Raw genomic sequence first — 20,453 nt, forward strand, 5'->3', positions numbered from 1 at the left:
ACCATGCGCGTCCACCTGGGTTCTGACCACGCCGGCCTCGAGCTGAAGGACCACCTGGTCGACTGGCTGCGCGAGCAGGGCCACGAGCCCGTGGACCACGGGCCGTTCGTCTACGACGCCCTCGACGACTACCCGGTGTTCTGCCTGCGTGCCGCGGAGGCCGTGGTGGCCGACGAGGGCAGCCTCGGCGTGGTGATCGGCGGCTCGGGCAACGGCGAGCAGATCGCGGCCAACAAGGTCCGTGGAGTCCGCGCGGCCCTCGCCTGGAGCGACGAGACCGCCTCGCTGGCGCGGGAGCACAACGACGCCAACGTCATCTCGGTCGGCGGCCGGATGCACACGCTGGAGGAGATGACGCGGTTCATCGGGATCTTCCTGACCACCGCGTTCACCGGCGAGGAACGGCACTCCCGGCGTATCGCCATGCTCGCGGAGTACGAGTCGAGCGGGGTGCTGCCCCCGCTGCCGGACTCCGCCGTCGGCCTCGGACCCGATGCCTGAGGGGCACACCCTCCGGCGCCTCGCGAACGACCTCTCGGCCGCGTTCGCCGGCCGTCCGGCCCGGGTGAGCAGCCCCCAGGGACGGTTCGCCGCCGACGCTGCCGTCCTCGACGGACAGCCGGTGCTCGGCGCCGACTCCGCGGGCAAGCACCTGTTCGTGGAGTTCCCCGGTGAGCGCTACATCCACGTCCACCTCGGGCTGATCGGCAAGTTCGAGCTGCACCCTGTCCAGGCGGGGGCCCCGGTGCGCGCTCCGGTCGGCCAGGTCCGGCTGCGCCTGCAGAACGACACGACGTACGCCGACCTGCGGGGCGCCATCCTGTGCGACCTGATCGGCAAGGAGAAGCAGGAGTCGGTGATCGCCGCGCTCGGCGCCGACCCGTTGCGGGCCGACGCGGACCCGATGGCGGCCTGGGCGCGGATCAGCAGGAGCCAGCGGCCGATCGGGGACCTGCTGATGGACCAATCCGTGCTCGCGGGCATCGGGAACGTCTACCGCGCGGAGGTGCTCTTCCGGAACCGGATCCATCCGCTGCGACCGGGCAGCACCCTGCGGGTGAGCCAGTTCCGTGCGATCTGGGACGACCTCGTGGAGCTGATGCAGCTCGGCGTGGAGACCGGCCGGATCGACACCGTGCGTCCGGAGCACACCCCCGAGGCGATGGGTCGGCCCGCACGCGTGGACGACCACGGTGGCGAGGTCTACGTCTACCGGCGCACCGGGGCACCGTGCCTGGTGTGCGGCACGGCTGTGCGCACCCAGACGCTGGCCGGACGGAACTCGTTCTGGTGCCCGCGTTGCCAGCCCGTGTTCCGCTCCCGGGCCCAGCGCTGAGATGACCGATCTCGGCAAATCGCTCAAAACGTTACGAAGGACCGACATACTGAGGGGTCCGGTGCCGGGCGTTCGAGGAGGACCCGTCGACACCGTCCGACTCGGCCGAGGGAGGGAACCATGTTGACCGGTTCGCCCACCCGGCACGAGCGTCCCTGGAGCGGACTGTCGTTGCGGGTCCGGCGCGAGATGTCGGTCTCCGACCGGCCGGCGCTCGTGTTCCTGGTCCTGCTCACGGTCGCGTGCACGCTGGTCGGCCTGCTGTCACCGGAGGTCGCCCCCTCCACGGTGCTCCTGCTGCCGATGTTCATCGGAAGCCTGTGGCTCGGCCCCCGGACGCTGCCGTGGTTCGTGGTGTTCGTGTGCGCGTGCTTCTGCGTGCTCCTCGTGGACCAGCCCGTGGTGAGCCTGCGCGCGATCGCCCGGGCGGCGGTCACGTTCGTGATCGCGTTCCTGATCATGCTGGCCTCCTTCCGCAGCGGCCGGCTCGGGGTCTCCGCGCCGCGCAGCGAGGCGATCTTCGTCGACCTCCGCGACCGGATCTCCAAGCAGGGCAACCTGCCGGAGCTGCCCGACTCCTGGCTCGTGGAGTCGGTCGTCAAGTCGGCGGGGGGCACCTCGTTCGCGGGTGACTTCATCGTGGCCCGCCGGTCCGATGGCGACCTGCTGGACCTCGTGGTGGTCGATGTCTCGGGGAAGGGGGTGGAGGCCGGCTCCCAGGCCCTGTTCCTCTCGGGTGCGTTCAACGGCATCGTCTCCGCCGTGCCCGGGGACCAGTTCCTCACCGCGGCCAACCACTACCTGAGCGGCCAGGACTGGGACGAGGGGTTCGCGACCGCGATCCACCTGCACGTCGACCTGGAGAACGGTGACTTCGAGCTGCGCAAGGCCGGGCACCCGCCGGGCATGTGGCTGCACGCGGGGTCAGGGCGGTGGAACGTGGTCAGCTCCGACGGACCGATCCTGGGACTGATCGAGGATGCGGAGTTCGAGTGCGTCCGCGGCACCCTGGCGAGCGGGGACGCGATGCTGCTGTTCACCGACGGACTCGTCGAGACGGCCCGGCGCGACATCTCCCTGGGGATGGACAAGCTGGCCGGGCTGGGGGAGCGGCTGTTCCAGGGCGGCTTCGAGGGCGGCGCGCAGATGCTGGTCGACTCCATGGAGCAGACCGACGACGACCGGGCGCTGGTTCTGGTGCACCGCCGCTGACCCAGCGACCGACGGGGCGACCAGGCGACCGACCAACAGGGCGACCCAGTAGGCGGCCGGTTCGTGCAGTGGAGACCCGCTGTGGCACGATGGAGCCCGCCCTCGCGAGGGGGCGTTCGCGGATGTAGCTCAATGGTAGAGCCTCAGTCTTCCAAACTGACTACGCGGGTTCGATTCCCGTCATCCGCTCTCAGGAGCCTTCGAGACGCGTGGAGACACGCTCGGAGGGCCTTCTGGCGGGGCGTAGCGTAGTGGCTAGCGCGCCTGCTTTGGGAGCAGGAGACCGCAGGTTCGAGTCCTGTCGCCCCGACTCCGCATTCGCTCGTGAACGACCACCACAACAGCCCCGAACCCCCGATACCAAGGAGACACCCTGTGAAGAGCGCCGTCGAGACGTTGAGCCCCACCCGGGCCAAGATCACCGTCGAGGTGCCCTTCGAGGAGCTCAAGCCGAGCCTCGACGCGGCGTACCAGGCCATTGCCAAGCAGATCAACATCCCCGGCTTCCGCAAGGGCAAGGTTCCGCCGCCGGTCATCGACCGCCAGGTCGGCCGCGGCGCCGTCCTCGACGAGGCGATCAACGACGCCCTGCCGAAGCTCTACGTCCAGGCGCTCCAGGAGAACGACCTCCAGCCGCTCGCGCAGCCGGAGATCGACGTCACCAAGCTCGAGGACAACACGCTGCTCGAGTTCACCGCCGAGGTCGACGTACGCCCCAGCATCGACGTGCCTGCCTATGACGCGCTCAGCGTGCAGGTCGACGACCTCAAGGTCACCGACGAGGACGTCGCCGAGCAGCTCGACGCGCTCCGCGAGCGGTTCGCCACCCTGCAGGACGTGGACCGCCCGGCGCAGGACGGCGACCTGGTCACCATCGACCTCAAGGCCACCCGTGACGGCGAGGACGTCGAGGGCGGCGAGGTCGCCGGGTACTCCTACAAGGTCGGCTCCGGCGACATGCTCGAGGGCATCGACGACGCGCTCCGCGGCCTCAGCGCCGGCGAGCAGGCCACCTTCACCTCGCAGCTGCTCGGTGGGGACCTGTCCGGCCAGGACGTGGAGGTCTCCGTCACGCTCGGTGCGGTCAAGGAGCAGGAGCTGCCCGAGCTCGACGACGACTTCGCCCAGACCGCCTCGGAGTTCGACACCATCGAGGAGCTGCGTGCGGACGTCGCGGCCCGGCTCGAGCGCGGCAAGCGCCTCGAGCAGGCTGCTGCCGCCCGTGACGCCGTCCTCGAGCAGCTGCTCGACTCCGCTGAGATCCCCCTCCCCGAGGGTGTCGTCGCCGAGGAGCTCGCCGGTCGCCGCCAGGAGATCGACCAGCAGCTGGCCCAGATCGGCATGACGATGGACGCCTACCTCGAGAGCGAGAAGCAGACCATCGACGAGTTCGAGGCCGAGCTCGAGAAGCGGGTCCGCGACGCGATGGCCTCGCAGTTCCTGCTCGATGAGATCGCGCGCACCGAGGAGATCGGTGTCGAGCAGGACGAGCTGTCCCAGCACCTGTTCCGTCGCTCGCAGCAGTCGGGCCAGAACCCGGACGAGTTCATCAAGCACATGGTCGAGCACAACCACATCCCCGAGATGGTCTCCGAGGTCGTGCGCGGCAAGGCCCTGGCGCGGATCGTCGAGGGCGCGACCGTCACCGACGAGTCGGGCAACGTGGTGGACCTGAAGAACCTCCGGCCCGACGGCAGCCTGGGTGACCCCGAGGCCGAGCAGGCAGCCGAGGACGCGGCGCAGGACGCGGGCGAGACTGAGACGGAGACCGAGGCCGCTCCCGAGGCCGCGGAGACGTCCAAGGACTGATTCCCGGCGGGTCGCGGTGGCCCATTCGCGAGTTTCAGTGAACACTTGTGCACTGTGACGACGAATGACGCCAACGTGCTCGACGCAGCGGCTCTTGCCACGGAGTTCGCCGAAGACCTGATCCTGGGCACCGTCCGAGACGTCCACGGCGCCGTGGCCAAGCGCGTCCACGGCGTCGCAGAGCTCGTGGGCGGCCCGACCGTGACCCGTCGGATCCACGACGGTGTCGCCGGCCTCGTCTACGGCAGCATCAGCGCCAGCCTGAAGCTCTCCGCGAAGGGACTCAGTGTCGCGGGCGAGGCCGGTCTCGCCCCCGAGCTCGAGGCGACCTCGAAGGGCCGGTTCGTCCGGGCAGCGGTGAACGGGCTGATCGGTGACCGGCTGCGCGACGAGGGCTCCCGGTTCAGCTTCGACATGGGGGTCCGTGTCGAGGGCCGCGACGTCGTGCTGGACCGGCCCGGGCTCGCTGCGGCGTACCCGGACGCGAGCGAGGAGCTCGTGGTCTTCGTGCACGGCCTCAGCGAGAACGAGGCCTACTGGAACCGGGCGGCCCGGCCCCGGACCGAGGCGCGCCGTGAGACCCCCGACCGGCGCAGCTACGGCACGCGGATCGCCGAGGAGGGGTGGACCCCGGTGTTCCTCCGGGTGAACACCGGCCTCCCGATCGCGGAGAACGGCGTGGCGATGGCGGCCCTGCTCGACCGCCTCGTCGCCTCCTGGCCTACCGACGTACGCCGGATCGCGCTCGTGGGTCACTCCATGGGCGGGCTGATCCTGCGCGCGGCCTGTGCCGTCACCACCGACAGCGACCTGCCCTGGACCGACCTGGTCACCGACGTGGTGTGCCTGGGGACCCCGCACCTCGGCGCGCCGCTGGAGCGCGTCGTGAACAAGGGGGTCGGCGTGATCGGGCGCGTCCCGGAGGCGGCCCCGTTCGGGCGCATCCTGGAGTACCGCTCGACCGGCATCCTGGACCTGCGGCACGGCCTGGCGGAGGACGTCCAGAACCTCCCGAACGCTCGTTACCGGCTGGTGGCGGCCACCTTGACCAGATCCCCACGCTCGGTCACCGCGCACACCATCGGGGACTACCTGGTGCCCTACTCCTCCGCACTGGGGATGCGCCGCAACGGCGAGGAGATGTTCCCGGGGGCCGAGACCCTGCACGTGCCCCTGGCCGACCACTTCGACCTGCTCAACCACGACGATGTCTACGCAGCGGTCCGGGCGTGGCTGCTGGACCGCTCCGACGCCCCGACCAAGGACGAGAGCCCCGCCCGGTGAGCCCCTACGAGCCCCGATGAGTCTGCTGTGGGCGAACAACGGGATTTGCCCGTGGAAATGTCCCCGGGGGCGTCTAGGGTCGGTCCCGTGACTGAGAACTCCATGCACGGCCTGACCACTCCGCGGATGGACGGCGGGGGAGGGTCCTACGGCCTCGACGACCACATCTACCAGCGTCTCCTGCGAGAGCGCATCGTCTTCCTCGGTTCGGAGGTGCGCGACCAGAACGCCAACGCGATCTGCGCCCAGCTCCTGCTGCTGAGCGCCGAGGACCCCGAGGCCGACATCTTCCTGCACATCAACAGCCCCGGTGGCTCGGTCGATGCCGGGATGGCGATCTACGACACGATGAACTACATCCCCAACGACGTCGCCACCGTCGGCATGGGCCTCGCGGCCTCCATGGGCCAGTTCCTGCTGTGCGCCGGCGAGAAGGGCAAGCGCTACGCCCTCCCGCACGCGCGGATCATGATGCACCAGCCCTCGGGCGGCATGGGCGGTTCCGCGTCCGACATCAAGATCCAGGCGCAGCAGTCGCTGCACATCAAGAAGGTGCTCTTCGAGCTGATCAGCAAGCACACGGGCCAGCCGCTGGAGCAGGTCGAGACCGACGCCGACCGCGACCGGTGGTTCACCGCCGCACAGGCCAAGGACTACGGCTTCATCGACCACGTGATCACCAGCGCACGGGACGCGGTCGACGAGGGCCGTCCCGCCCGCTCCAAGTGATCCTCCGCTGCCACCAGAATCGAGAGCATTGATGAACTACTACATCCCCCAGTGGGAAGAGCGGACCTCCTACGGAGTTCGCCGGATCGACCCCTACGCCAAGCTCTTCGAGGACCGGATCATCTTCCTCGGGACCCCGATCAGCGACGACATCGCCAACGCGGTGATGGCCCAGCTGCTGTGCCTGGAGTCGATGGACCCCTCGCGCGACATCCAGATCTACATCAACAGCCCCGGTGGCTCGTTCACCGCGATGACCGCGATCTACGACACGATGCAGTTCATCCAGCCCGACGTGCAGACCGTGTGCCTGGGCCAGGCCGCCTCGGCGGCCGCCGTCCTGCTGGCGGCCGGTGCCCCGGGCAAGCGCCTGGCGCTGCCGAACAGCCGGATCCTCATCCACCAGCCCTACACCGAGGGCACCTACGGCCAGTCCTCGGACATCGAGATCCAGGCCAACGAGATCCTGCGGATGCGTGAGCTGCTCGAGAAGCTGATCGCCCAGCACTCCGGCAAGACCCCGGAGGAGGTCAACCTCGACATCGAGCGCGACAAGATCCTCACCTCCGACGCTGCTCTCGAGTACGGCCTGATCGACTCCATCCTGGAATCGCGCAAGGCCGTGGCGGCACTCGGGGCCGGTCGCTAGTTTCAACAGTCGTGTCCTCCACCGAGGAGCACGATCTCGGAGTACGGTCATGGGACGCCTTGTCTGGACGTTGTCGGGCGAGAAACGTGGTCGGGCGAGACATGAAGGCGGGCTCCGGCCCGATCGAGAGGATGAGGTTGGATGGCACGGATCGGTGACGGCGGGGACCTCCTGAAGTGCTCCTTCTGCGGAAAGAGCCAGAAGCAGGTCAAGAAGTTGATCGCCGGTCCAGGCGTCTACATCTGCGACGAGTGCATCGACCTGTGCAACGAGATCATCGAGGAGGAGCTCAACGAGACGGCCGAGGTCGGTCTCGAGGAGCTGCCGAAGCCGCGTGAGATCTTCGAGTTCCTCAACTCCTACGTGATCGGCCAGGAGAACGCCAAGAAGTCGCTCGCGGTTGCGGTCTACAACCACTACAAGCGGGTGCAGTCCGGCGTCGCGGTCAACCCGGCCAAGCAGTCCAAGGAAGACGCGGTCGAGGTGGCCAAGTCCAACATCCTGGTCATCGGTCCCACCGGCTGCGGCAAGACCTACCTGGCGCAGACGCTGGCCCGGATGCTCAACGTGCCGTTCGCGATCGCCGATGCCACCGCCCTCACCGAGGCCGGCTACGTCGGCGAGGACGTGGAGAACATCCTGCTCAAGCTGATCCAGGCGGCCGACTACGACGTGAAGAAGGCCGAGACCGGGATCATCTACATCGACGAGATCGACAAGGTGGCCCGCAAGGCCGAGAACCCGTCGATCACGCGCGACGTCTCCGGCGAGGGCGTGCAGCAGGCCCTGCTGAAGATCCTGGAGGGCACCACGGCCTCGGTGCCGCCCCAGGGTGGTCGCAAGCACCCCCACCAGGAGTTCATCCAGATCGACACCACGAACATCCTGTTCGTGGTGGGTGGGGCCTTCGCCGGGCTCGAGCACATCGTCGAGCAGCGGGTGGGCAAGAAGACCCTGGGCTTCACCGCCGAGATGCGCAGCTCCAACGAGACCGAGTCCGACGCGATGTTCGCCCAGGTCCGCCCCGAGGACCTGGTCAAGTTCGGCCTGATCCCGGAGTTCATCGGCCGGCTGCCCCTGATCGCCAGCGTGAACAAGCTCGACCAGGCTGCCCTGGTGCAGATCCTCACCGAGCCCCGCAACGCGCTGATCAAGCAGTACCAGAAGCTCTTCGAGATCGACGGCGTCGAGCTCGAGTTCACCGACGACGCGGTCGAGGCGATCGCCGACAAGGCGATGGAACGCGGCACCGGTGCTCGCGGCCTGCGCGCGATCATCGAGGAGGTGCTCCTCAACGTGATGTACGACGTGCCCTCCCGCGAGGACATCGGCAAGGTCGTGGTGACCGGTGAGGCCGTCTCGGACAACGTGAACCCGACGCTGGTCCCGCGCGAGGCCGAGCCCCGCAAGAAGAAGTCCGCCTGAGCTGACAGGGTCCCCTTTCGGGGGGACCGGGGCGTGCTTCTTGCCCGTACAGTGCCCGTTTAGGCCATTTCGTCGTATCCTCGACGAGCGTGGTGGCGAATGCCCGACGCGTGGCATCCGGGGGGATCCTAGGAATGAGCTCTGAGCAGCGCCGGCCGTTGGTGGCCTTCCTGGTCGTGCTCGTCGCGGCCGGCCTGATCATGGTCCAGGGTCTGCGCACCCAGATGTTCGAGGTCCTGGTCGAGGCAGGTGCCCCGCGAGGAGTGGTCGCCGCGGTGGCGCCGGACATGGTGCTGCGCCAGGCCCTGGACAGGGCGCCGGTGGAACGCGCCCCGGCCGCGGACCGGGCCCGCACCGTCGACGCTGCTCCCGACCGCTCGTCGGGGGCGGCCCCCGGCCCCGAGCGCCCCTCGACCGAGCCGGGCGCCCGCGCACAGGGCCGGAACGGCAACGGCACCGATCGACCCCGCCGATCCTCGGTGCACGTGCCCGGACCCTCCGCGGGTGCGCCTGCCGCCGCTCCGCTCGCCCCGGCACCGCCGGCGGCCGTCCCCGCACCCGCCCAGCAGCCGGGCCAGGCGCCGGGCCAGCAGCAGGGACAGGGCCCGGGCCCGCGGCCGGTGCCGACCGTGCGGGACGAGGGTCCGAGCAAGGACAAGCCGGGGCGCGGCGAGGGCCGGAACCGTCCGCACTGGTTTGGTGAGCGTGGCAAGACCACTCGCGGTCCCGACCACAGCGACCGCAGGGATCGCAGCGACCGTGACCGGCGCACCCACAAGGCGCCACGGCCGGGGTTCCCGGGGAAGGCGTTCGGCCGCCACGGTCACGGTGAGTCCGGCCCTGAGAAGCGGGCCGAGAAGCGGGCCTGGAAGCACAGCGGCAAGCACACCTGGAAGCGCGGGCCCAAGGCCACCAGCCCGGGCAGGCTCGACCACAGGCGGCACGACGGCCGGCACACGGGATCCCGGGGCCAGCACGACCGTCACCAGCACGGCCTGCACCAGCGCCTCGGTCGCTGACCCCCGGCCGAGGAGCCTCCCGGCCCCTCGGACGTCACCGCTTGGGCGGCGGTTCCCCCAGCACGGCCTCGACGCGGATCTCGGGACCGTCCTCGGAGGCCACCAGCTGCAGCTCCCCGGTGATCGAGCCCACGGCACGCAGGTCGCTCTCCGCGCTCCGGATCGCCTCCAGCGCCGCAGCGGGCCCGGTCACGGTGGCGTGCTCGACCGGGGTGCGCATGCCCACCTTGGCCGTCGACTTCGCGCCGCGGACGCCGGCCAGCACGGCGGCCACCGCGTCCAGCACCGCGGCGTCGTAGCCGGCGGTCTCGCCGAGCTCCTCGGCGGTGGGCCACGCCGAGGTGTGCACCGAGCCCTGCTGCCACCACGACCACACCTCTTCGGTGGCGTAGGGCAGGAACGGGGCGAAGAGCCGCAGCTGGACGTGCAGCGCGGTGGCGAGGGCGGCCTTAGCCGAGCCGGTGACCGGGTCCTCGGCGTCCCCGTCGCCGTAGGCACGTTCCTTGACCAGCTCGACGTAGTCGTCGCAGAAGTCCCAGAAGAACTTCTCGGTCTCCTCCAGCGCGGTGGTGTAGTCGTAGTCCGCGAACGCCCGGGTGGCCGCGGTGACGGTGCGGGCCAGCTTGCCCAGCAGCGCCCGGTCCACGGGCTCGGTGACCAGGGCGGGGTCGACGGTGGTGGCGCCGACGCTGCCGAGGACGAACTTGGACACGTTGAGCACCTTCATCGCCAGCCGGCGACCGACCTTCATCTGGGTCTCGTCGAAGGGGGAGTCCAGGCCCGGTCGCGCCATTGCGGCCCGCCAGCGAACGGCGTCGGCGCCGTACTTGTCGAGGACCTCGTTGGGCACGACGACGTTGCCCTTGGACTTGGACATCTTCTTGCGGTCGGGGTCGACGATGAAGCCCGAGATCACCGCGTGCGACCAGGGGGCGGTGTGGTTCTCGAAGTGCGCCCGGACGATGCGCGAGAACAGCCAGGTGCGGATGATGTCGTGCGCGTTGGTGCACAGGTCCATCGGGAAGACGCGCTCGAAGAGGTCGGGGTCCTCCTCCCAGCCGCCGGCGATGTGCGGGGTCAGCGAGGAGGTGGCCCAGGTGTCCATCACATCGGGGTCGCCCATGAACCCGCCCGGCTTGCCGCGCTGGTCCTCGGAGTAGCCCGACGGCGCCTGGGTCGAGGGGTCGATCGGGAGCTGGTCCTCGCTCGGGAGCAGCGGGTGCTGGTAGTCGGGCTCACCGGCGTCGTCGAGGGTGTACCAGACCGGGAACGGGATCCCGAAGAACCGCTGGCGCGAGACCAGCCAGTCGCCGTTCAGGCCGCCGACCCAGTTGTCGAAGCGGTGCTTCATGTGCGGCGGCACCCACTGGACCTCGGCGCCGCGCTCGAGCATCTCCGTGCGCAGCTGCGGGTCCCGGCCGCCGTTGGTGATGTACCACTGGCGGGTGGCGACGATCTCGAGCGGCTTGTCGCCCTTCTCGTAGAAGTTCGCCATCCGCTGGGTCGGCTTCGGCTCGCCGTCGAGGTCGCCGCTCTCTCGCAGCAGGGCGACCATCGCCTCCCGGGCGCCGAAGGCGGTCTTGCCCTTGAGCTCCTCGTACGCCGCAGCGGCAGCCGGGCTGGAGAGCCACTCGGGGGTGTCGCGGGAGAGGCGGCCGTCGCGGCCGATCAGCGTGCGCACCGGCAGCTGCAGCTCGCGCCACCAGGTGACGTCGGTCAGGTCGCCGAAGGTGCAGGACATCGCGATGCCGGCACCCTTGTCGGGCTCGGCCAGCGGGTGCGCCAGCACCGGGATCTCCACGCCGAAGACCGGCGAGGTCACGGTGGTGCCGAACAGGGGCTGGTAGCGCTCGTCGTCGGGGTGCGCGACCAGCGCGACGACCGACGGGATCAGCTCGGGGCGGGTGGTCTCGATGTAGACCGGCTCGTCACCGGCGTGGAAGGCGACCCGGTGGTAGTGCCCGGCGTACTCGCGCGCCTCGAGCTCCGCCTGGGCCACCGCGGTCTGGAAGGTGACGTCCCACAGGGTCGGCGCCTCCTGGAGGTAGGCCTCGCCGCGGGCGAAGTTGCGCAGGAACGCGCGCTGGCTGACCTTCTGCGCCTTGGGGCCGATCGTCGTGTAGTGCTGGCTCCAGTCGACCGAGAGCCCCAGGGTGCGCCACAGGTCCTCGAAGACCTGCTCGTCCTGCTCGACGAGCTGCTCGCACAGCTCGATGAAGTTGGGCCGGCTGATCGGGACCTGGCGCTTGGGGTCAGGCTTGGCGGGCGGGGTGAAGTCGGCGTCGTAGGGCAGCGAGGGGTCGCAACGCACCCCGTAGTAGTTCTGCACCCGGCGCTCGGTGGGCAGGCCGTTGTCGTCCCAGCCCATCGGGTAGAACACCGACTTGCCCTGCATCCGCTGGAACCGCGCGACCAGGTCGGTGTGGGTGTAGGAGAAGACGTGGCCCACGTGCAGCGACCCGGAGACGGTCGGCGGGGGAGTGTCGATCGAGTAGACCTCGCTGCGCGGGCGGGTCCGGTCGAAGGCGTAGGTGTCGTCGGCCTTCCACTGCGCGGACCACTTGGCCTCCAGGCCCTCGAGCGCGGCGCGGTCCGGTACGACGGCAGCGGCGGCCGTCTCGCGGGGTGCGGTGTTCTCGGGGGAGTCAGTCATGATGCGAATCCTACGGAGATGCAGGTCCCCACTCGTCACGACCTAGACTTCCACTCGATGGACACCACCCCCTTCCCCGATGCCTCCGCTCCTGATGCGGCCCCCGAAGCACGTCTCGCCGAGTCCTACGACGAGGTCGCCGATGCCTTGCTGAGCCGTTGGCCCGAGAGCCGGCTCGACCCGACCCTGGACCGCATCTCGGACTTCATGGAGCTGCTCGGCGACCCCCAGCGCACCTACCCGGTGGTCCACATCACCGGCACCAACGGCAAGACCTCCACCGCCCGGATGATCGAGACCCTGATCGCGACGGCCGGGCTCCGGGTCGGGAGGTTCACCAGCCCCCACCTGGAGTCGATGACCGAGCGGATCAGCCTCGACGGCGAGCCGATCAGCGAGGAGGACTTCGTCCGCGCGTTCAACGACGTGGCGCCGTACACCCACCTCGTCGACGCCGACCACGACCACCCGCTGTCCTTCTTCGAGACCATCGTCGCCATGGCGTACGCCGCCTTCGCCGACGCCCCCGTCGACGCGGCCGTCGTCGAGGTCGGGATGGGCGGCACCTGGGACGCCACCAACGTGATGGACGCCAAGGTCGCCGTGCTCACGCCGATCGCGGTCGACCACGCGAGCTACCTCGGCTCGACGCCGGCCACGATCGCGCGGGAGAAGGTCGGGGTCATCAAGCCCGGCACCGTGGTGGTCTCGGCCGTGCAGTCCGAGGAGGTCGCCCAGGTGATCGTGGAGCAGTGCACCGAGGTGGGCGCCACGCTCCTGCGTGAGGGCCTCGACTTCGGGGTGACCAGCAGGGTGCCCGCCGTCGGTGGGCAGGTGCTCGGCCTGCAGGGGCTGCGCGGTGCCTACGAGGAGGTGTTCCTCCCGCTCTACGGCGCCCACCAGGCACAGAACGCCGTACTGGCGCTCGCGGCGGTCGAGGCGCTGCTCGGTGACGAGGTGCTGGAGGCCGGCCTGGTGCTGGAGGCGTTCGCCGAGGTGACCTCTCCCGGTCGGCTCGAGGTGATCCGCCGCTCGCCCACGATCGTGCTCGACGCGGCGCACAACCCGCACGGTGCGACGGCGCTGGTCGCCGCCATCGAGGACTCGTTCCAGTTCTCGCCGCTGATCGGCGTGGTCGCGGTGATGGCCGACAAGGACTACGAGGGCCTGCTCTCCGAGCTCGAGCCGGTGCTGTCCCACATCGTGTGCACCCAGAACTCCACCTCGCGCTCGATGCCGGCCTCCGAGCTGGCCGAGGCGGCGCTGGGGATCTTCGGGCAGGACCGGGTCAGCGAGACCCCCTCGCTGGCCGACGCCCTGGACCAGGCCGCGGCACTGGCCGAGGCAGGCGGTGCCTTCGGCGACGCGATCGGCTCCGGTGGGGTGCTGGTCACGGGATCCGTGGTCACTGTTGGCGAGGCACGCAGCATGCTGCGCTCGCGGCGCAACCCCGACGGCAGCCGCAGCCGGGAACAGGACCAGGGCTGATGCAGCGACGACTCTGCGCCGCGATCCTCGCGCTGGAGGCGATCGCGTTCGGCCTGGCCACGCCGGTGCTGATCTCGGTGGCCGGCGTCTCCACCGCGCTGGCGCTGTGGGTGGGCCTCGGGCTCACCCTCGCCTGCGTCGTGGCGGCCGGGACCCTGCGCTTCGCCTGGGCCTACTGGCTGGGCTGGGTGATCCAGGTGGCTGCGATCGCCCTCGGCTTCGCGGTCCCGACGATGTTCTTCCTCGGCGCGGTCTTCCTCGCGCTGTGGGCCACGGCGTACTTTCTCGGCCGCAAGATCGAGGCCGAGCGGGCGGAGTGGGAGCGCACCGGGAACTACCCCGGGAAGGCGGCCGGGCAGGCCCAGGCCGATCCGGCTGGCCACCCGCACTAGGCTGGTGGGTATGACCGACGGCACAGCACAGCGCACCCTGGTTCTGCTCAAGCCCGACACCGTACGCCGGGGGCTGGTGGGCCAGGTCCTGTCCCGGTTCGAGGCCAAGGGCCTGGGCATCGTCGCGATGGAGCAGCGACACATCGACGCGGCCCAGGCCGACGCGCACTACGCCGAGCACGTGGAGAAGGACTTCTACCCCCCGCTGCGCGACTTCGTGACGAGCGGCCCGCTCGTCGCGGCGGTCCTCGAGGGCGAGCAGGCGATCGAGGTCGTGCGCGCACTCAACGGCGCCACCGACGGCCGCAAGGCCGCCCCGGGCACGATCCGCGGCGACCTGTCGCTGTCCAACCGGGAGAACCTCGTGCACGGCTCGGACAGCCCCGAGTCCGCCGCCCGCGAGATCGCCCTGTGGTTCCCCGAGCTCGCCTGACCGCCTGACCGCCTGCCCCTGACCGCCTGACCGCCCGCTCGGGCGACAAGCTCACACCGTGGGGCCGCGTGTCCTCCCGAGAAGTCGTCGGGTCGCCTCTTAGGCTTCGATGACGGTGGGGCGCGTGTCGTGCCACACCGCTTCCCCACCACTGCAGCTTCGAGGCGGAACCGATGGCCAACAGTCTGATCGGCCGCGACATGGCGGTCGACCTCGGTACGGCGAACACGCTCGTCTACGTGCGGGGCAAGGGCGTCCTGGTCGACGAGCCCTCCGTGGTGGCGATGAACAGCCAGACCCACGAGATCCTCGCCGTGGGCCACGAGGCCAAGCGGATGATCGGCCGTACGCCGGACGGGATCACCGCGATCCGGCCGCTGAAGGACGGCGTGATCGCCGACCTGGACGCGACCGAGGAGATGCTGCGCTACTTCATCCAGCAGGTGCACAAGCGCCGCTACTTCACCAAGCCCCGGATGATCATCTGCGTGCCCAGCGGCGTCACCGCCGTTGAGCAGCGCGCCGTCAAGGAGGCCGGCTACCAGGCCGGCGCCCGCCGGGTCTACATCATCGAGGAGCCGATGGCGGCTGCCATCGGTGCCGGGCTCCCGGTGCACGAGGCCACCGGCAACATGGTCGTCGATGTCGGCGGTGGCACCACCGGCGTGGCGGTCATCTCCCTGGGCGGCCTGGTCACCACGCTCTCGGTGCGTACGGCGGGCAACGAGCTCGACCACGCGATCGTGACCTGGATGAAGAAGGAGCACTCCCTGATGCTGGGGGAGCGCACCGCCGAGGAGATCAAGATGACCCTCGGCTCCGCCTTCCCGCTGCCGCAGGAGCGTCAGGCCGAGGTCCGCGGGCGCGACATGGTCTCCGGCCTCCCACGCACCGTCACCGTAGGCAGCCCCGAGATCCGCAAGGCGCTCGAGGAGCAGCTGCACGCCATCGTCGACGCGGTGCGCACCACCCTCGACCAGACGCCCCCCGAGCTGGCCGGCGACATCATGGACCGCGGGATCGTCCTCACCGGCGGAGGCGCCCTCCTGATGGGCCTCGACGAACGCATCCGTCACGAGACCGGGATGCCGGTGCACATCGCCAGCCACCCGCTCACCTCGGTGGCCCTCGGCGCCGGCAAGTGCGTCGAGGAGTTCGAGGCGCTGCAGCAGGTGCTCGTCTCGGACCACAGGCGGTAACGGGTGGACAGGAAGCGTCTTCGCCCAAGGACGGGCAACGTCCGCGGGCCCGCACTCGGGCGCGCGGTCAACGACGACGTCCGGACCGGCTTCGGCCGCCAGCGCGGTGGATCCTCGCGCCTGGTCGTCGGGCTGCTCGTCGCCACCTCGCTGACCGTGATCACCGTGGATGCCGCCAGCGACGACGGCTCGCCGCTCGACCCGGCGCGTACGGCGGTGGGCAACGTGATCGGTCCGATCGAGGCCACTGCCGCGACCGTCGCACGTCCGGTGCGGGACACGCTGGCCTACTTCAGCTCCAACCACGACCTGCGCGCCGACGTGGCCCGCCTCTCGGCCCAGAACTCCCAGCTGCGCTCCGAGGTCGAGCAGGCACCGCTGGACCGCAACCGGCTGCGCGAGCTCGACGGGCTCACCGCGACCGCCAACGAGACCGGCTACGCCCTCGTCGCCGCCCGGGTGGTGGGGATGGGCCCGATGCAGTCGTTCTCCCGCACGGTCACGATCGACGCCGGGACGTCCTCGGGCATCCGCCCGGACATGACCGTGCTCAACAACGACGGGCTCGTCGGCCGCGTGATCAGCGCCACCCGGCGCACCGCCGTCGTGCTGCTCGTCCTCGACACCGACTCCGTGGTCGGTGGCCGGCTCGGGTCCAACATGGAGATCGGCTTCCTGCGGGGCCGGGGGGTCACGGGCAACCGCGGCCGCCTCGACCTGGACCTGGTGGACAACTCGGTCTCCCCGGCCAAGGGCGACGTGGTGGTGACCTGGGGGAGCCAGAACGGCGTTCCCTACGTCGCCGGGATCCCTATCGGCAAGGTCGAGTCGGTGTACTCCACGCCGCGCGAGCTGGCCAAGCACGCCGTGATCGACCCTTTCGTGAACTTCACCGCCCTCGACGTGGTCGGGGTCGTCGTACCCCGTGCCACCAAGGGTGACCGCCTCGTGATCAACGGCGGCACCGCGGAAGCCGGCAAGAGCAAGGACGACCGATGAGCCTCGCCCGCGCCGGTCTCGTCGGCGGAGTCGTCGTGCTGGCGGTCATCCTCCAGGTGGCCGTGTTCAGCCTGTTCTCGGTCAACGGGGTGGTGCCCAACCTGGCGCTCGTGGTCGTGGTCGCGGCCACGGTCGCGCGCGGCCCGCAGTTCGGCGCCACCGTCGGGCTCGTCGCGGGTCTGCTGCTCGACCTCGCCCCGCCGGCCGACCACGTCGCCGGCCGCTGGGCGCTCGCACTCGTGCTGGCGGCGATCCTGGCCGGCCGCGTGCGCGCCGACGCCCAGCGCAGCCCGCTCGCGGCCCTGGCCACGGTCGCGGTGTGCTCGTTCGTCGCCACGTCGGTCTTCGCGCTCAGCGGGGTCGTCCTCGGCGACCACGCCCTGCCCGTCTCGGAGATGCTCCAGGTGATCGGGATCGCGCTGCTCTGGGACATCGTGGTGGCCCCGCTCCTGCTCCCCGGGCTGATGGCGCTCTTCGAGCGCTCCCGGACCGCCGAGCTGGCGTACCGAGGATGACTCGTCTGATGGCCGCTGCGCGGATCCGTCCCAACGCCTCGCAGAAGAGCCGGTTGCGGCTCTTCGTCGTCCAGGCGCTGGTGCTCTCGCTGTTCCTGACGCTGTTCGCGCGGCTGTGGTACATGCAGGTGCTCACCGGCGACGCCTACCGCGTGCAGGCCGCCCAGCAGTCTGTGCGCGACGTGGTGGTGCAGCCCGCGCGCGGCCTGATCGTCGACGCCATGGGCCGTCCGCTCGTCGCCAACCGCAGCAGCTGGGTGGTCAGCGTCGACCGCACCCTGCTCGGCAAGCTGCCCGAGGACGTGCGCGCGCAGACGCTGGACAAGCTCGCCGGGGTCGTCGGGGTCGAGGTCGACGCCATCGAGGCCCGGATGCTGCTGTGCGGCCAGCCCGACTCCAAGCGCGGGACCTGTTGGAACGGCTCGCCGTACCAACCGGTGCCGGTGGCCCGTGACGTGCCGCAGAAGATCGCGGTCAAGGTGCTCGAGAAGTCCGAGGACTACCCCGGGGTGCTCGCCCAGCAGGAGAGCGTGCGCGCCTACCCCGCGCCGTACGGCGTGAACGCCGCCCACCTCCTCGGCTACCTCAGCCCGATCACCGAGGGCGAGCTCGACGAGGCCGGCAAGGACGACGACACCTCGGTCAACGGTGCCTCGGTGGTCGGCCGGGCGGGCGTGGAGAAGGCCTACGACACGTGGCTGCGTGGTGAGCCCGGCTACAAGAAGGTCGCTGTGGACTCGATGGGCCGCGTGCTCGGCGACTCCGGCGAGACCGACTCCACCCCCGGAAACACGCTGGTCACCTCGATCGACTCCAAGGTGCAGTCGTTCGTGGAGAAGCAGCTCAACGAGACGATCAAGACCGCCCGGGCCACCACCGACACCGTGACCGGCCGCAAGTACGCCGCGGACAGCGGCGCCGCGGTCGTGCTCGACGCGAAGACCGGCCGCGTGGTCGCGATGGCCAGCCAGCCCACCTACGACCCGGAGGTCTGGGCGGGCGGCATCAGCAGCAAGGAGCTCGAGCGGCTCTACTCGGAGTCGACCGGCACTCCATTGCTCTCGCGCGCCACCCAGGGACAGTTCGCCCCCGGGTCCACGTGGAAGCCGATGATGACCGCCGGTGCGCTGGAGAACGGCTACTCCAAGAGCTCAACCCTGGCGTGCTCCTCGGGCTTCCAGGTCGGCAACCGCGTGTTCAAGAACTACGAGTCCGGCGCCTACGGCTCGATCGGGTTCGCCAAGGCCCTCGAGGTCTCCTGCAACACGTTCTTCTACCGGATCGGCTACGACTACTGGCGCAAGTACGGCACCGACGTCGCCGACGTCGACGCCAAGGACCCCCTGGTCGCGATGGCGAAGAAGTTCGGCTTCGGGAAGGTCACCGGGATCGACGTACCGGGGGAGGCCAGCGGCCGCATCGCCGACCGGAAGTGGAAGCTCGCCTACTGGGAGTCGATGAAGAAGTACTACTGCAAGGTCGGCAAGGAGGACGGCAACGACTTCCTGCACCGGTTCGCGCGCGAGTTCTGCCTCGAGGGGTTCGCCTACCGGGCCGGTGACGCGGTCAACTTCGCCATCGGTCAGGGCGACACCGTGGTGACCCCGCTCCAGCTCGCCCGCGCCTACGGGGCGATCGCCAACGGCGGCACGCTCTACGAGCCCCGCGTGGCCAAGGCCATCGTCAGCCCGGAGGGCAAGCTGATCAAGGCGTTCCCGCCCAAGGTCCAGGCGAAGGTCCCGGTCAAGAAGGAGTACCTCAAGTTCATCGACGACGCGCTCAAGGGCGTCTCGACGACCGGCACCATGGCCTGGCGCCTGACCGAGTTCCCGCTGGACAAGGTCAAGGTGCGGGCCAAGACCGGTTCGGCCGAGGTCTACGGCAAGCAGTCCACCTCCTGGGTGGCCTCCTACACCGAGGACTACGTCGTGGTGATGATGGTCAGCCAGGGCGGCACCGGTTCCGGCACGTCGGGCCCGGCGATCCGCAAGATCTGGGAGCACCTGTACGGCGTCAAGGGCACCGCCGTGAAGCCGTCCAAGGCAGCGATCCCGGGGACCACGAGCCCGCGTGAGCTGCCGACCTTCGCCCAGGACGGCTCGATCCTGCCGCCCTCGCCGAAGGGGGGACAGTGACCACTCTCCTGCCACCCGGCCGCACCACGGTCAGCCGCAGCCGCGTCGTCGTACCCCGCCTGGACTGGATCCTGGTCGGGGCGGCAGCCGCGATCGTGGCGATCGGGACCCTGTTGGTGTGGTCGGCGACCGCCAACAACGAGTCGCTGACCGGCGGGGACCCCACGGCCTACCTGCACAAGCACCTGGTCAACCTGATGATCGGCCTCGTGCTCGCGGCCGCGGTGATGGCCACCGACCACCGGTGGGTGCGCATCGTCACCCCGTTGGTCTACGTCGGCTCGATCATCGGCCTGCTGCTCGTCCTCGCGATGGGTACGACGATCAACGGGTCGCGCTCCTGGCTGATGATCGGGGGACTGTCCATCCAGCCCGCGGAGTTCGCCAAGCTCGCGGTGGTGATCGCGATGGCGATGGTGATCGCCGAGCGCACCGAGAACTCCCGCAGCCGCCAGATCGGGTCGGTCGACATCGCCCTGCTGGGCACGATCGCCGGCATCCCCGCCGTGCTGATCATCCTGCAGCCGGACCTCGGCACGATGCTGGTGCTCACGGCCACGGTCTTCGGGGTGCTCGCGGTCGCGGGCGTGCCGCGCCGCTGGCTGGTCTCGCTGTTCACCGCGGGCGTGGCCGTCGCCGTGCTCGCGATCTCGCTGGGCCTGCTCAAGCAGTACCAGATCAACCGGTTCATGGCGTTCACCGATCCCGGGCTCGACCCCCGCGGGGCCGGCTACAACACCACCCAGGCGCGCATCGCCATCGGCAACGGCGGCCTGTTCGGCCAGGGCCTCTTCGAGGGGTCCCAGACCCGGTCCCGGTTCGTGCCCGAGCAGCACACCGACTTCATCTTCACCGTCGCGGGGGAGGAGCTCGGCCTGATCGGCGCCGGGGCCCTGATCCTGCTGTTCGCGGTGCTGCTGTGGCGCGCGCTGCACATCTCGATGCACGCCGACGACATGTTCGGCCGGGTCGCCGCCGCCGGGATCGCCTGCTGGTTCGCCTTCCAGACCTTCCAGAACGTCGGGATGTGCCTGGGGATCATGCCCGTCACCGGGGTGCCGTTGCCGCTGGTCTCCTACGGAGGATCCTCCATGTTCGCCTCGATGATGGCGGTCGGGCTGCTGCTCAACATCGCGATGCGCGGCAGCGCGGGGTCCAGGCCGCGCTAGCCGCCTC

18 protein-coding genes and 2 tRNA genes are annotated in these 20,453 nt (G+C 70.0%); 19 read left to right on the plus strand and 1 reads right to left on the minus strand.

The genetic code is table 11. The features are described from left to right. The first annotated feature begins 3 nt into the window (after positions 1 to 3). The 11 genes from AC4BGC_RS05580 to AC4BGC_RS05630 all read left to right on the plus strand — a co-directional run bounded on the left by AC4BGC_RS05580 (position 4) and on the right by AC4BGC_RS05630 (position 9,463). Positions 4 to 501 carry a ribose-5-phosphate isomerase gene (locus AC4BGC_RS05580; protein ID WP_490545371.1) on the plus strand — a complete coding sequence of 166 codons (498 nt, stop codon included), beginning with the start codon at positions 4 to 6 and terminating at the stop codon, positions 499 to 501. Next, positions 494 to 1,336 carry an Fpg/Nei family DNA glycosylase gene (locus AC4BGC_RS05585; RefSeq protein WP_490554721.1) on the plus strand — a complete coding sequence of 281 codons (843 nt, stop codon included), beginning with the start codon at positions 494 to 496 and terminating at the stop codon, positions 1,334 to 1,336. Before AC4BGC_RS05580 ends, AC4BGC_RS05585 begins: the two co-directional genes overlap by 8 nt. Positions 1,337 to 1,456: 120 nt before the next feature. Further along, positions 1,457 to 2,548 carry a PP2C family protein-serine/threonine phosphatase gene (locus AC4BGC_RS05590; RefSeq protein ID WP_490554722.1) on the plus strand — a complete coding sequence of 364 codons (1,092 nt, stop codon included), beginning with the start codon at positions 1,457 to 1,459 and terminating at the stop codon, positions 2,546 to 2,548. 118 nt (positions 2,549 to 2,666) lie between these two features. Then, positions 2,667 to 2,737, plus strand: a tRNA-Gly gene (locus AC4BGC_RS05595). A 48-nt stretch (positions 2,738 to 2,785) separates the two neighbouring features. Further along, positions 2,786 to 2,858, plus strand: a tRNA-Pro gene (locus tag AC4BGC_RS05600). Positions 2,859 to 2,923: 65 nt separating this feature from the next. Continuing rightward, positions 2,924 to 4,357, plus strand: a complete 1,434-nt coding sequence (gene tig, locus AC4BGC_RS05605) for a trigger factor (RefSeq protein ID WP_490554724.1) — start codon at positions 2,924 to 2,926, stop codon at positions 4,355 to 4,357. 54 nt (positions 4,358 to 4,411) lie between these two features. Then, entirely contained in the window at positions 4,412 to 5,641 is a 1,230-nt protein-coding gene (locus AC4BGC_RS05610) for an alpha/beta fold hydrolase (RefSeq protein ID WP_490554726.1), read from the plus strand. 102 nt (positions 5,642 to 5,743) lie between these two features. Further along, positions 5,744 to 6,370, plus strand: coding sequence for an ATP-dependent Clp protease proteolytic subunit (locus AC4BGC_RS05615; RefSeq protein ID WP_490546788.1), 627 nt, complete (start codon positions 5,744 to 5,746; stop codon positions 6,368 to 6,370). Between the two features lie 31 nt (positions 6,371 to 6,401). After that, positions 6,402 to 7,019 carry an ATP-dependent Clp protease proteolytic subunit gene (locus AC4BGC_RS05620; protein ID WP_490545358.1) on the plus strand — a complete coding sequence of 206 codons (618 nt, stop codon included), beginning with the start codon at positions 6,402 to 6,404 and terminating at the stop codon, positions 7,017 to 7,019. Positions 7,020 to 7,160: 141 nt separating this feature from the next. Next, positions 7,161 to 8,444, plus strand: a complete 1,284-nt coding sequence (gene clpX / locus AC4BGC_RS05625) for an ATP-dependent Clp protease ATP-binding subunit ClpX (protein WP_490545356.1) — start codon at positions 7,161 to 7,163, stop codon at positions 8,442 to 8,444. A 134-nt stretch (positions 8,445 to 8,578) separates the two neighbouring features. Further along, positions 8,579 to 9,463 (plus strand): hypothetical protein, encoded by an 885-nt coding sequence (locus tag AC4BGC_RS05630; RefSeq protein WP_490554727.1) that lies wholly within the window; start codon positions 8,579 to 8,581, stop codon positions 9,461 to 9,463. A gap of 34 nt (positions 9,464 to 9,497) precedes the next feature. On the opposite strand, the gene valS is transcribed toward AC4BGC_RS05630, so the two are convergent. After that, positions 9,498 to 12,116 carry a valine--tRNA ligase gene (valS, locus tag AC4BGC_RS05635; RefSeq protein WP_490554728.1) on the minus strand — a complete coding sequence of 873 codons (2,619 nt, stop codon included), beginning with the start codon at positions 12,114 to 12,116 and terminating at the stop codon, positions 9,498 to 9,500. Positions 12,117 to 12,173: 57 nt separating this feature from the next. Here valS and AC4BGC_RS05640 point away from each other — a divergent pair, with 57 nt between their 5' ends. The 8 genes from AC4BGC_RS05640 to rodA all read left to right on the plus strand — a co-directional run bounded on the left by AC4BGC_RS05640 (position 12,174) and on the right by rodA (position 20,446). Next, positions 12,174 to 13,604: a bifunctional folylpolyglutamate synthase/dihydrofolate synthase gene (locus AC4BGC_RS05640; RefSeq protein WP_490554730.1), complete on the plus strand. Its 1,431-nt coding sequence runs from the start codon at positions 12,174 to 12,176 to the stop codon at positions 13,602 to 13,604. Then, positions 13,604 to 13,996 (plus strand): DUF4233 domain-containing protein, encoded by a 393-nt coding sequence (locus AC4BGC_RS05645; protein WP_490554732.1) that lies wholly within the window; start codon positions 13,604 to 13,606, stop codon positions 13,994 to 13,996. Before AC4BGC_RS05640 ends, AC4BGC_RS05645 begins: the two co-directional genes overlap by 1 nt. A 10-nt stretch (positions 13,997 to 14,006) precedes the next feature. Continuing rightward, positions 14,007 to 14,429, plus strand: a complete 423-nt coding sequence (ndk, locus tag AC4BGC_RS05650; protein ID WP_490554733.1) for a nucleoside-diphosphate kinase — start codon at positions 14,007 to 14,009, stop codon at positions 14,427 to 14,429. A gap of 173 nt (positions 14,430 to 14,602) precedes the next feature. Further along, a complete protein-coding gene (locus AC4BGC_RS05655; RefSeq protein ID WP_490545345.1) occupies positions 14,603 to 15,628 on the plus strand; it encodes a rod shape-determining protein in 1,026 nt (341 codons plus the stop codon). Positions 15,629 to 15,631: 3 nt separating this feature from the next. Continuing rightward, positions 15,632 to 16,627 carry a rod shape-determining protein MreC gene (mreC, locus tag AC4BGC_RS05660; protein WP_490554735.1) on the plus strand — a complete coding sequence of 332 codons (996 nt, stop codon included), beginning with the start codon at positions 15,632 to 15,634 and terminating at the stop codon, positions 16,625 to 16,627. Then, entirely contained in the window at positions 16,624 to 17,142 is a 519-nt protein-coding gene (mreD, locus tag AC4BGC_RS05665) for a rod shape-determining protein MreD (protein WP_490545341.1), read from the plus strand. Before mreC ends, mreD begins: the two co-directional genes overlap by 4 nt. Continuing rightward, complete coding sequence (gene mrdA / locus AC4BGC_RS05670) at positions 17,139 to 19,277, plus strand: penicillin-binding protein 2 (protein WP_490545339.1); 2,139 nt, start codon at positions 17,139 to 17,141, stop codon at positions 19,275 to 19,277. The genes mreD and mrdA overlap by 4 nt, the downstream gene beginning before the upstream one ends. Beyond that, complete coding sequence (gene rodA, locus AC4BGC_RS05675; protein ID WP_490545338.1) at positions 19,274 to 20,446, plus strand: rod shape-determining protein RodA; 1,173 nt, start codon at positions 19,274 to 19,276, stop codon at positions 20,444 to 20,446. Before mrdA ends, rodA begins: the two co-directional genes overlap by 4 nt. Positions 20,447 to 20,453: the final 7 nt, after the last annotated feature.

The sequence above is a fragment of the Nocardioides sp. Z38_18 genome (genome assembly GCF_058215695.1).